We start from the raw sequence: 12,485 nt of genomic DNA on the forward strand, positions 1-12,485 counted from the left end.
ATCCGAGCTGTCCCAGGAGGCGCCTCGCATGAACGACCACCACTCCCCGAAAGAGCCCTCGGTCGGCCAGGTCATGGGGATCCTGAGCGGTTACTGGCAGACGAAACTGCTGTTCACCGCCGTGGAGTCGGACGTCTTCACCCGGCTGTCGGGAGCCCCGGCCACCGCCGAGGACCTTGCCCGGAGCCTCGGACACCGCATGCCCGGAGCCCGCGACTTCCTGCTCGCCCTCGCGGGTATCGGTCTGCTCGAAGCGACGGACGACGGCACGTTCCACAACTCACCGGCCGCCGAACGCTATCTGGTGAGCGGGCGCCCCGAATTCGTCGGCGGCTACCTGAAGTTCTGCGAGAGCGAACTCAATCCGGCCTGGGACGGGCTGTCCGAATCACTGCGCACGGGTGAGCCCCGGAACACCGCCGCGCGGGCCGGGAATCCCTACTACTCGCTGTACGAGGACAGGGAGGTGACGCATTCCTTCCTGGAGAGCATGGATATGTTCAACACCCCGCTCTCGCGACGGGTGAGCGACCTGGACTGGGAAAAGCACCAGTCGTTCGTGGACGTCGGCGGCGCCCGCGGGAACCTCGCCCACCATCTGGTGACCACCCACCCCCATCTGACGGGCACCGTCTTCGACCTGCCGCAGCTGGAGCAGCCCTTCACCGAGTACATGAAGACGCTCGGCGATCAGGGAGCCGTCTCCTTCCACGGCGGTGACTTCTTCACGGACCCGCTGCCGGAGGCCGACGTACTCGTCTTCGGGCACGTCCTGCACAACTGGGGCACCGAGGACCGCGTCACACTGCTGCGCAAGGCGCACGCGGCGATCCGGCCCGGCGGCGCGGTCCTGGTCTACGACCCCATGGTCAGCAACAGCAGGCCGCCGCTCTACGCGACGCTGGCGAGCCTCAGCATGCTGGTCTGGTCGGCGGGCGGCGGTGAGTACTCCGTCGGCGAATGCCACGCCTGGCTGAAGGAAGCCGGCTTCCGCCCCGAGACGATCGGCCCCGAGGACACCCCGGACGACGTCTTCGTGATCGGACACGTGGACCGCTGAGCCCGCTTCGCCGGTACCGGACCGCCGAGCCCGGTTCCGCCGGCACCGACCGCTGTCGACGGAGCGCCGCCGCCGTGTACGGCGACGCGCGTCTCCCGGCGTGAGGACGTGAGGAGAGGTACATGGACGCTTCAGTCATAGTCGTGGGAGCGGGACCGGCGGGACTCATGCTCGCCGGAGAACTGCGCCTGGCCGGTACGGACGTGATGCTCCTGGAGAGACTGCCGCGGCGCACCGGCGAATCCCGCGGCATCGGATTCACCCCCCGTACGAGAGAGGTCTTCGACCAGCGGGGCCTGTTGTCCCGCTTCGGTGAGCTGGAGACCAGCGGCCAGGGGCACTTCGGGGGCATCCCGCTGGACTTCGCGGTACTGGGCGGCGGCGATCTGGCCGCCCGGAGCGTTCCGCAGTCCGCCACCGAAGCGGTCCTGGAGACCTGGGTCCGCGAACTCGGGGTCGACGTCCGGCGCGACCACGAGTTCGTCGGGCTGACGGACGACGGGGACGGTGTCGACGTACAGGTGCGGGGGCCCGCGGGCGAGAGCGTCCTGCGCACCCGCTATCTGATCGGGTGCGACGGCGGCCGGAGCGCCGTACGCAAGGCCGCCGGGTTCGACTTCCCCGGCACCGAGGCCACCACCGAGCTGTTCCTCGCCGACATCCGCGGTGTCGAACTGGAGCCGCGCATGGTGGCCGACCGGGTCACCGACGGCATGGTCATGGTCGGCCGGCTCGGCGACGGCATCCACCGCGTCATCGTCGGCGAACGCGGCGCCCCGCCCCGCCGCAGGAACGGACCGCCCCCCTTCGCCGAGGTCGCCGACACCTGGAAACGGCTCACCGGCATCGACATCTCGACCGCCGAACCGGTGTGGGTCAGCGCCTTCGGCGACGCGACCCGGCAGGCCACCGAGTACCGGCGGGGCCGGGTGCTGCTGGCAGGGGACTCGGCCCACATCCACCTGCCCGCCGGCGGGCAGGGCATGAACACCGGCATCCAGGACTCGGTGAACCTGGGCTGGAAACTCGCGGCCGTCCTGCGCGGCACAGCGCCCCCCGCACTGCTGGACACCTACCACTCGGAGCGCCACGAGGTCGGACGGCGGCTGCTCGCCAACACCCGCGCCCAGAGCCTGCTCCTGCTCGGCGGCGAGGAGGTGCAGCCGCTGCGCGAGACGCTGGCCGAACTCGCCCGGTACGACCAGGCGGCCCGCCATCTCGCGGCCAAGGCCGCCGGCCTCGACATCCGCTACGACGTCGGCGGCGGCACCCATCCCCTCCTGGGGCTGCGGCTGCCGCGGGTGGACCTGCACCACCGGGGCCGCCCCACCAGCACGGCCGAACTCCTGCGGCCCGGCCGGGGCGTGCTGCTCGACCTGGACGACAGCACGGCGCTCCGGAACCGCGCGGAGCCGTGGCGGCACCGCGTCGACCTCGTCACCGCCGAGGCGCGGGAGGCGGCCACGCCGGCCGGTCCGCTCGACGGTGCGTACGCGGTCCTGCTGCGCCCCGACGGCCATGTCGCCTGGATCGCGCCCGGCAGCCACCACGACCTGCCCATGGCCCTGGAGCGCTGGTTCGGGCCCGGCCGGTAGCTCCGGGGCGGACACCCGGACCGCGGACCTCACCCTTCGTACGTACGCGCAGAGAGAAGGAAAGATGCACAGCACCCTGATCGTCGCCCGGATGGAGATCGGCTCCGCCGAGGACGTCGCCCGCGTCTTCACCGAGTTCGACGGCACCGACATGCCCCATCGCATGGGCACCCGGCGCAGGCAGCTCTTCTCCTACCGGGGCCTCTACTTCCACCTCCAGGACTTCGACGCCGAGGACGGCGGATCGCGGATCGAGGAGGCCAAGACGGACCCGCGCTTCGTCCGGGTCAGCGAGGACCTGAAGCCGCTCATCGAGGCGTACGACCCCGCCACCTGGCGCTCGCCGGCCGACGCGATGGCGCAGCGCTTCTACCACTGGACCAGCCGATGAGCCGCGCGGACGGCCGCCGGGTGGTGATCACCGGCATCGGTGTCACCGCACCCGGCGGGCCGGGCACGAAGAGCTTCTGGCAGCTGCTGACCGACGGACGCACCGCCACCCGGCGGATCTCCCTGTTCGACCCCTCGCCCTTCCGTTCCCAGACGGCCGCCGAGGTGGACTTCGACGCCGCGGCGCTCGGTCTCGGCCCGCAGGAGATCCGGCGCATGGACCGGGCGGCCCAGTTCGCGGTGGTCACCGCACGCGAGGCGGCCGTCGACAGCGGGCTGGAATTCCACGCGGTGGACCCCGGCCGGATGGGGGTGACCCTCGGCACCGCCGTGGGGGCCACCATGGGCCTGGACGAGGAGTACCGCACGGTCAGCGACGGCGGACGCCTCGAACTCGTCGACCACGCCTACGCCGTACCCCACCTCTACAGCTATATGGTCCCCAGCTCCTTCGCCGCCGAGGTCGCCTGGGCGGTCGGGGCCGAGGGCCCCGCCACCGTCGTCTCGACCGGCTGCACCTCCGGACTCGACGCGGTGGGCTACGCGGCCGAGGTCATCCGGGAGGGCTCCGCGGACGTCATGATCGCGGGTGCCGCCGAGGCGCCGATCTCGCCCATCACCGTGGCCTGCTTCGACGCGATCAAGGCGACGACCCCGCGCAACGACGACCCGGAACACGCCTCGCGCCCCTTCGACGCCAGCCGCAACGGCTTCGTCCTCGGGGAGGGTTCGGCCGTGTTCGTCCTGGAGGAACGGGAGAGCGCCCGACGGCGCGGCGCCCATGTCTACGCGGAGGTGGCCGGCTACGCGACCCGGTCCAACGCCTTCCACATGACCGGACTGCGCCCGGACGGGCAGGAGATGGCGGAGGCGATACGGGTGGCCATGGCCGAGGCGAGGGTCAACGCCGAGGACATCGACTACATCAACGCGCACGGCTCCGGCACCAAACAGAACGACCGCCACGAGACCGCGGCCTTCAAACGGAGCCTGGGCGAGTGGGCCCACCGCGCTCCCATCAGCTCGATCAAGTCGATGATCGGCCACTCGCTGGGCGCCGTCGGCTCCATCGAGCTCGCGGCGTCGGCCCTGGCCATGGAGCACGGTGTCGTGCCGCCCACCGCCAATCTGCACACCCCCGACCCGGAGTGCGACCTGGACTACACCCCGCTGACCGCACGCGAACAGCGGACGGACACCGTGCTGTCCGTGGGCAGCGGATTCGGCGGATTCCAGAGCGCGGTGGTGCTGGCCCGGCCGGACAGGGGCGAGCGGTGAGCGTCAGGACGGTGGTGACGGGTCTCGGCATCGCGGCACCCAACGGGCTCGGCATCGAGGAGTACTGGTCCGCCACCCTCGCGGGGCGCGGGGCGATCGGACCGCTCACCCGGTTCGACGCCTCCTCCTACCCGGCGCGGCTGGCGGGCGAGATCCGGGGATTCACGGCCGCGGAGCACCTGCCCGGCAGGCTGCTGCCGCAGACCGACCGGATGACCCAGCTCGCCCTGGTCAGCGCCGGCTGGGCGCTGGACGACGCCGGAGTCGTACCGGACGAGCTGCCCGCGTACGACATGGGCGTGATCACGGCCAGCCATGCGGGCGGCTTCGAGTTCGGCCAGAACGAACTGAAGGCGCTGTGGAGCAAGGGCGGCAAGTACGTCAGCGCGTACCAGTCCTTCGCGTGGTTCTACGCCGTCAACAGCGGCCAGATATCCATCCGCAACGGCATGCGCGGCCCCAGCGGTGTCGTCGTCAGCGATCAGGCGGGCGGTCTGGACGCGATCGCGCAGGCCCGCCGCCAGATCCGCAAGGGCACCCCGCTGATCGTCTCCGGCGCCGTCGACGCCTCCCTCTGAACCTGGGGGTGGGTGGCCCAGCTCGCCGGCGGCCGGCTCAGCCGGAGCGAGGACCCCGGCCACGCCTATGTGCCCTTCGATGACGCGGCCGTCGGTCATGTGCCGGGCGAGGGTGGGGCGTTGCTCATCCTGGAGGACGCCGAACACGCCCGGTCCCGCGGCGCCCGGCAGATCTACGGCGAGATCACCGGCCACGCCTCCACCTTCGACCCGCCGCCGTGGAGCGGCCGGGGGCCCGCCGTGCAGCGGGTCATCGAAGAGGCGCTGGCCGACGCGGGGACCGTCCCCGACGAGGTGGACGTCGTCTTCGCGGACGCGGCGGCGCTGCCCGAGCTCGACCGGATCGAGGCCGCCGCGATCACCAAGGTGTTCGGACCGTACGCGGTGCCGGTCACCGCGCCCAAGACCATGACCGGGCGGCTCTACTCGGGTGCCGCGCCGCTCGACGTGGCCGCCGCGTGCCTGGCCATCCGGGACGGACTGATCCCGCCGACCATCCACAGCTCGCTCTCCGGCCGGTACGAGATCGACCTGGTGACCGGTGCTCCGCGCACCGCCCCGGTACGCACCGCGCTGGTGGTGGCCCGCGGCCACGGGGGGTTCAACTCCGCGGTCGTGGTGCGCGCACCACGCGACTGACCCGCACCGGCACCGCACCACAGGCACCGCGCGACCGACACCCGGGCCCCCCGCCCGGCGAACGTCCCGCCTGTGCACCTCCGTTGTGACGCACTCAGGAAAGGACCGCCATGTCCATCGACATCGCCTTCACCATCGACGACCTCAAGCACATCCTGCGCGAGGGCGCCGGAGCGGACGAGAGCGTCGACCTCGACGGCGACATCCTCGACGCCGCCTTCGACGAGCTGGGCTACGAGTCCCTCGCGATGCTGGAGACCGCCGGCCGCATCGAGCGCGAGTTCGGGATCAGCCTCGACGAGGAGGCGTTCAGCACCGCGGGCACGCCCCGCGCCCTGATCGCGCTGGTCAACACCCATCTGTCGGCGACACAGACCGCCTGACGTCCCGCCCGCCCGGCACCTTCCGGGGCCGGATCCGCAATCAGGAGAGGCACACATGACGCACGACGTATCCAGGGTCGCCCTCGTCACCGGCGGGACCAGCGGCATCGGACTGGCGGCCACCCGGCTGCTGGCCCGGCAGGGCCACCGGGTCTTCCTCTGCGCACGGAGCGCGGACACCGTCTCCCGCACGGTCAAGGAGCTCCGGACCGAGGGCCTGGACGTGGACGGAACCGTCGCGGACGTGGGGTCCAAGGAGGATGTCGCCTCGTTCGTCGAAGCGGCCGTCGCCCGCTACGGAACGGTCGACGTCCTGGTGAACAACGCGGGCCGCAGCGGCGGCGGGGTGACCGCCGACATCGCGGACGAGCTGTGGCTGGACGTGATCAACACCAACCTCAACAGCGTCTTCTTCATGACCCGGGAGGTGCTCACCACCGGCGGCATGCGGGAGAAGGACCGCGGCCGGATCATCAACATCGCCTCCACCGCGGGCAAACAGGGCGTCGTCCTGGGCGCCCCGTACTCCGCCTCCAAGCACGGGGTCGTCGGCTTCACCAAAGCCCTCGGCAACGAGCTCGCGCCGTCCGGCATCACCGTCAACGCGGTCTGCCCCGGCTATGTGGAGACCCCGATGGCCCAGCGGGTGCGCCAGGGGTACGCCGCCGCGTACGACACCGGCGAGGAGCAGATCATGCAGAAGTTCACGGCCAAGATCCCGCTCGGCCGCTACTCCACCCCCGAGGAGGTCGCCGGGCTCGTCGGCTATCTCGCCTCCGACACCGCGGCCTCCATCACCGCCCAGGCGCTGAACGTCTGCGGCGGCCTGGGCAACTTCTGAGCCCGGCCGCCCGCCCGCGGGAGCCCGGCAACCCACAGGAGCCCGGCCACCCACGGGAGCCCGGCCGCGCACCACAGGAAAAGGAGAGGACAGAGATGACGGAGCAGGCGCCCCGCGAGGTCGAGCACGAGATCACGGTGCAGGCACCCGCCACGGAGGTGTACCGCCTCCTGGCGGAGGTGGAGAACTGGCCCAGGCTCTTCCCGCCGTCGGTGTACGTGGACTACGCGGAGAAGAACGGCAACGAGGAACGCATCCGCATCTGGGCCACCGCCAACGGCGAGGCCAAGAACTGGACATCGCGCCGCACCCTCGACCCGGAGGGCCTGCGCATCACCTTCCGGCAGGAGGTCTCCGCGCCTCCGGTGGCCGAGATGAGCGGCACCTGGATCATCGAGGCACGCGGGGCCTCCGAGACACGGGTCCGCCTGCTGCACACCTACCGGGCCATCGACGACGATCCGGAGGGCCTGGACTGGATCGACAAGGCGGTGGACCGCAACAGCAGGGCCGAACTCCCGGCGCTGAAGGAGAACCTGGAGCTGGCCGCCGAGTCCGCCGGGCTCACCCTCTCCTTCGAGGACAGCGTCCGGATCGACGGTTCGGCCAAGGACGCCTTCGACTTCGTCAACGAGGCCCAGCTGTGGACGGAGCGGCTGCCGCACGTCCACGAGGTGCGCCTGACGGAGGACAGCCCCGGCGTCCAGACCCTGCGGATGGACACCGTGGCGAAGGACGGCTCCACGCACACCACGGAGTCGGTCAGGATCTGCTTCCCGCACCACCGGATCGCGTACAAGCAGACCACCCTCCCGGCCCTGATGACCCTGCACACCGGCTACTGGCAGTTCGACGAGCAGGACGACGGCGGCACGGTCGCGACCTCCCAGCACACCGTGGTGGTCAACACCGCGAACATCACGGCGATCCTCGGCCCGGACGCCGGTGTGCCCGAGGCCCGCGCGTTCCTGCGGGAGGCCCTGGGCACGAACAGCCGGGCCACCCTCGGCCATGCCAAGGCGTTCGCGGAAGCGCGGCGCTGAGGCGATGGGCGGCGCGGCGGAGATGGACGGGGCGGTGGGCGGGGCCGTACAGGCCGACGAGGGCGGGGCCGTGGACGTGATCGTCGTCGGCGCCGGTCCCGTGGGCCTGCTGCTCGCGGGTGAACTCGCCGCGGGCGGTGCCCGGGTGACCGTGCTGGAACGGCTGGACCGGCCGACCGCCGAGTCCCGGGCCTCCATCCTGCACACCAGGACCATGGAGATCTTCGCGGACCGGGGCGTCCTCGACCGGCTGGGACCTCTGCCCGACGGCGGGCGCGGCCACTTCGGCGGCATGCCGCTCGACCCCGCGCTCGCCGACCCCGCCCACCCGTACGCCGGCCAGTGGGAGTGCCTGCAGAGCCGCCTGGAACCCGTGCTCCAGAGCTGGGCCGAGGACCTGGGCGCCGAGGTCCGCCGCGGCCTGACCGTCACCGCCCTGACCGCCACCGGACCGGACAGCGCCGGGGCCGTCACCACCGGACCGGACACCACCGGGCCGGACGGGCGGGCGGGCGGGGTGCGGGTGGAAGCGGCCGGTCCCGGTGGGCGCACGCGCGCCTTCGCGGCCTCCTACGTCGTGGGATGCGACGGCGAGCGCAGCTCCGTACGGTGGCTCGCCGGGTTCGGGACCGAGGGCGAGGACGCCACCCGGGAGATGCTCCGGGCCGATGTGCTGGACATCGCCGTGCCGGACCGGAGGCTGCGGCGCTACCCGAACGGCACCGCCACCGCCCATCGCAGGGCCGACGGCAGCACCCGCCTGATGGTCCACGACCGCACCCGTGCTCCCGCCGGGCACACCGGTGCGCCGGAGTTCGAGGAGGTCGTGGCGGCCTGGGCGCGGGTGACCGGTGAGGACATCGGCCACGGCCGGCCCCGCTGGCTCAACCGGTTCGACAACGCCCGTCTCCAGGCCACCCGTTACCGGTCGGGCCGGGTCCTTCTGGCGGGCGACGCGGCGCATGTCCAGATGCCCGTCGGCGGCCAGGCACTGAACCTGGGGCTCCAGGACGCGGCCTCCCTGGGGCCCCGGCTCGCCGCGCTGGTCACCGGCCGGGCCGGTGAGGAGGTGCTGGACGCCTACGACGCGGAGCGCCGTCACGCCGGAGCCCGCACCCTGACCGACATCCAGGCCCAGGCGCTGCTGCTGTTCGGCGGCCCGGAGGTGGACGGCGCGCGGGAGGTGTTCGCCGAACTGCTGGGACAGGACGACGTACGCCGTCACCTCGCCCGGAGGATCAGCGGCCTGGACACCCCGCACACCCCGCAGAGCGCAGTGCGTTCCCCCTCCGCTTCCCACCCGACTCCCCCTACCGAGCAAAGGAGTTCCCCCATGAGCAGGCTCACCGGAAAGACCGCTCTCGTCACCGGTTCCAGCCGCGGCATCGGCCGCGCCACCGCCGTGCGGCTGGCCCGCGAAGGCGCCCTGGTCGCCGTGCACTACGCGAGCAACGAGGAGGCCGCGCGGGAGACGGTCACCCGGATCGAGAAGGAGGGCGGCAGGGCCTTCCCGGTACGGGCGGAGCTGGGCGTCCCCGGCGATGTGCACGAGCTGTTCCTCGGCCTGGAACAGGGCCTCAAGGAGCGCACCGGCGAGACCACCCTCGACATCCTCGTGAACAACGCGGCCGTCACCGGCAACGACGGGATCCAGCCCGAGGACGTCACCGCCGAAGACCTCGACCGGTACTTCGCGGTGAACGCCAGGGCGCCGTTCCTCCTCGCGCAGCGCGCCGTACGGAACATGCCGGACGGGGGCAGGATCATCAACATCTCCTCCGGCCTCACCCGGTGCGCGGTGCCCGAACAGGTCGCCTACTCGATGACCAAGGGCGCCCTGGAACAGATCACCCTGCACCTCGCCAGGCATCTGGCCCCCCGCGGGATCACCGTCAACAGCGTGGCCCCCGGCATCACCAACAACGGCGCACCCGTCTTCGACATCCCGGAGGCGGTGGAGCAGATGGCGCGGACCTCGGCCTTCAACCGGGTCGGTGAGGTGGGCGACATCGCGGACGTGGTGGCCTTCGTCGCGAGCGAGGAGTCCCGGTGGATCACCGGCTCCTACATCGACGCCAGCGGCGGGACCCTGCTCGGATGACCGCCACCGGTGCGCGGGTGGCGCTGGTCACCGGCGCGAACAAGGGCATCGGACGCGCCGTGGCCCGTCGGCTCGGCGAGCTGGGCATGTGCGTCTACCTGGGCGCCCGCGACGAGGAGCGCGGGCGCACCGCCGAACGCGAGCTGCGCGCGGACGGCCTCGACATCCGCTTCGTACGTCTCGATGTGACGGACGAGTCCTCCGTGGCGCTCGCCGCCAAGCGCATCGGGGCCGAGTCGGACCACCTGGACGTCCTGGTGAACAACGCGGGCACCGGCGGTCCGGTGGGCGCCCCCAGCGAGACTCCGCTCGCCGAGGTCCGCAGGACCTACGAGACCAATGTCTTCGGTGTCATCACCGTGACCAACGCGATGATTCCGCTGCTGCGCCGCTCCACGGCCGCACGCATCGTGAACGTCAGCAGCCTGCTCGGATCCCTGACCCACGCGGCGCGACGGCAGGACCCCTCCGGCGTCTTCCCGGAGGGTGTCTTCCCGGCGGTGCTGGACTACAACACCTCCAAGGCCGCGCTGAACGCCCTCACCGTCACGTACGCCAATGAGCTGCGGGAGGAGGGGATATTGGTCAACGCGGTCTCGCCCGGGTTCGTGGCGACCGACATCAACGGCCACCGCGGAGACCTCACACCGGAACAGGGCGCGCGGATCCCCGTACGGCTGGCCACCCTCGGCGCGGACGGCCCGACGGCCTCCTTCGTCGGCGAGGACGGTACCCCCACCGGTCAGGAACTGGCCTGGTGAGCGCCGTGGGGAGGACCGACACACGGGCGGAGCTGGCCGGGCTGAGGGAACTGGCCCGGGGCGGACCGGACCCCGAGGCCACGGGACGCCAGCACGCCAAGGGCAAGCTGACCGCCCGCGAACGCATCGGGCTCCTGCTCGACAAGGGGAGCTTCACCGAGGTCGAGACGTTGCGGCGGCACCGGGCGACCGGCTTCGGCCTGGAGGCGAAACGCCCGTACACCGACGGTGTGGTGACCGGCTGGGGCACCGTGGAGGGCCGGACGGTCTTCGTGTACGCCCATGACTTCAGGATCTTCGGCGGCGCACTCGGCGAGGCACACGCGCAGAAGATCCACAAGCTCATGGACCTCGCCGTGTCGGTGGGCGCGCCGCTGGTCTCCCTCAACGACGGGGCCGGGGCCCGCATCCAGGAAGGGGTCCTGGCCCTGGCCGGGTACGGCGGCATCTTCAGCCGCAACACCCGGGCCTCGGGCGTCATCCCGCAGATCAGCGTGATGCTGGGACCGTGCGCGGGAGGTGCCGCGTACTCGCCCGCGCTCACCGACTTCGTCTTCGCGGTCCGCGAGGTCTCCCAGATGTTCATCACCGGGCCCGACGTCGTCAGGACGGTCACCGGCGAGGAGATCTCGCAGGACGGGCTGGGCGGGGCGGACGTCCACGGCAAGGTCTCCGGGGTGGCGCACTTCGTCTACGACGACGAGGAGTCCTGCCTCGCCGAGGTGCGCTACCTGCTGTCCCTCCTGCCGTCCAACAACCGTGAACTGCCGCCCGCCGCACCGGTGTCGGACGCGCCCGACCGGCCCTGCGACGCGCTGGCCGACCTCGTTCCGGCGGACGGCAGCCAGTCCTACGACATCCGTACGGTGATCGAGGAGATCGTCGACGACGCGGAGCACATGGAGGTCCACGCCGGGTGGGCGCCCAACCTCGTCTGCTCACTGGGACGGCTCGACGGCCAGGTCGTCGGCATCGTCGCCAACCAGCCGGCGGTGACGGCGGGGGTGCTGGACATCAAGGCGTCCGAGAAGGGCGCGAGGTTCGTCCAGTTCTGCGACGCCTTCAACATCCCGCTCGTCACCCTCGTCGACGTGCCCGGCTTCCTGCCCGGCGTGGAACAGGAGCACAACGGCATCATCCGGCACGGCGCGAAGCTGCTCTACGCCTACTGCAACGCCACCGTGCCCCGGGTCTCCCTCGTGCTGCGCAAGGCGTACGGCGGCGCGTACATCGTGATGGACTCGCGCTCGATCGGCGCCGACATCGCGCTGGCCTGGCCCGGCAACGAGATCGCCGTCATGGGTGCCGAGGGCGCCGCCAACGTGGTCTTCCGCCGGGAGATCGCCGCCGCCCCGGACCCCGAGGAAGTGCGCCGCCGCAAGATCGACGAGTACAAGGAGCAGCTCGCGCACCCCTACTACGCGGCCGAGCGCGGGCTCATCGACGACGTCATCGACCCGGGGGAGACCCGCTCGGTACTCATCGCCTCGCTCGCCATGCTGCGGGCCAAGGATTCCGACCTGCCCCGCCGCAAGCACGGCAACCCCCCCGCAGTGAGAAGGAGCCCGACGATGAGTGGACAGCCCTTGGGTGCCCCGCCGCACGAGGTGCTGCGGGTGGAGAAAGGCGCCCCGAACGCGGAGGAACTGGCCGCGCTCACCGCCGTACTGCTCGCCCGCGCGGAGGCGGCCTGCGGCGGCGGACCGGCCGGCGCCGCGCACACCACCCGTCCGGGGGGCGGTGCCCGGTGGCGCAGGCCGGAGCGGGCCCTGCCCTTCGCCGACCCGCGGACCTGGCGCGGCGCCACCGACTGAGG

Annotated in this window: 10 protein-coding genes and 2 pseudogenes; all 12 read left to right on the top strand. The window is 71.9% G+C overall.

The window, feature by feature from the left end; all coding sequences use genetic code 11:
* Window positions 1-28: 28 nt before the first annotated feature.
* Window positions 29-1,060, top strand: coding sequence for a methyltransferase (locus OG251_RS27270; RefSeq protein WP_326679601.1), 1,032 nt, complete (start codon window positions 29-31; stop codon window positions 1,058-1,060).
* Window positions 1,061-1,182: 122 nt separating this feature from the next.
* On the top strand, window positions 1,183-2,655 hold the full coding sequence (locus tag OG251_RS27275) for an FAD-dependent monooxygenase (protein WP_326679602.1): 1,473 nt from the start codon (window positions 1,183-1,185) through the stop codon (window positions 2,653-2,655).
* A 64-nt stretch (window positions 2,656-2,719) separates the two neighbouring features.
* Window positions 2,720-3,046, top strand: a complete 327-nt coding sequence (locus tag OG251_RS27280; RefSeq protein ID WP_326679603.1) for a TcmI family type II polyketide cyclase — start codon at window positions 2,720-2,722, stop codon at window positions 3,044-3,046.
* A complete protein-coding gene (locus OG251_RS27285) occupies window positions 3,043-4,323 on the top strand; it encodes a beta-ketoacyl-[acyl-carrier-protein] synthase family protein (RefSeq protein ID WP_326679604.1) in 1,281 nt (426 codons plus the stop codon). The genes OG251_RS27280 and OG251_RS27285 overlap by 4 nt, the downstream gene beginning before the upstream one ends.
* A pseudogene (locus tag OG251_RS27290) lies at window positions 4,320-5,540 on the top strand (ketosynthase chain-length factor). The gene OG251_RS27285 and the pseudogene OG251_RS27290 overlap by 4 nt, the downstream one beginning before the upstream one ends.
* A gap of 110 nt (window positions 5,541-5,650) precedes the next feature.
* Window positions 5,651-5,923 carry an acyl carrier protein gene (locus tag OG251_RS27295; protein WP_326679605.1) on the top strand — a complete coding sequence of 91 codons (273 nt, stop codon included), beginning with the start codon at window positions 5,651-5,653 and terminating at the stop codon, window positions 5,921-5,923.
* A gap of 55 nt (window positions 5,924-5,978) precedes the next feature.
* Entirely contained in the window at window positions 5,979-6,764 is a 786-nt protein-coding gene (fabG, locus tag OG251_RS27300; protein ID WP_326679606.1) for a 3-oxoacyl-ACP reductase FabG, read from the top strand.
* A gap of 95 nt (window positions 6,765-6,859) precedes the next feature.
* Entirely contained in the window at window positions 6,860-7,807 is a 948-nt protein-coding gene (locus OG251_RS27305; protein WP_326679607.1) for an aromatase/cyclase, read from the top strand.
* Between the two features lie 22 nt (window positions 7,808-7,829).
* Window positions 7,830-9,908, top strand: a complete 2,079-nt coding sequence (locus tag OG251_RS27310) for an SDR family oxidoreductase (protein ID WP_326681432.1) — start codon at window positions 7,830-7,832, stop codon at window positions 9,906-9,908.
* Window positions 9,905-10,669: an SDR family oxidoreductase gene (locus tag OG251_RS27315; protein ID WP_326679608.1), complete on the top strand. Its 765-nt coding sequence runs from the start codon at window positions 9,905-9,907 to the stop codon at window positions 10,667-10,669. Before OG251_RS27310 ends, OG251_RS27315 begins: the two co-directional genes overlap by 4 nt.
* Window positions 10,666-12,219, top strand: a pseudogene (locus tag OG251_RS27320) (acyl-CoA carboxylase subunit beta); the annotation flags it as partial. The gene OG251_RS27315 and the pseudogene OG251_RS27320, both read left to right, overlap by 4 nt.
* 21 nt (window positions 12,220-12,240) lie before the next feature.
* Window positions 12,241-12,483 (top strand): acyl-CoA carboxylase epsilon subunit, encoded by a 243-nt coding sequence (locus OG251_RS27325; protein ID WP_326681433.1) that lies wholly within the window; start codon window positions 12,241-12,243, stop codon window positions 12,481-12,483.
* Window positions 12,484-12,485 lie beyond the last annotated feature (2 nt).

It is taken from the genome of Streptomyces sp. NBC_01237 (assembly GCF_035917275.1).
GTDB lineage: Bacteria > Actinomycetota > Actinomycetes > Streptomycetales > Streptomycetaceae > Streptomyces.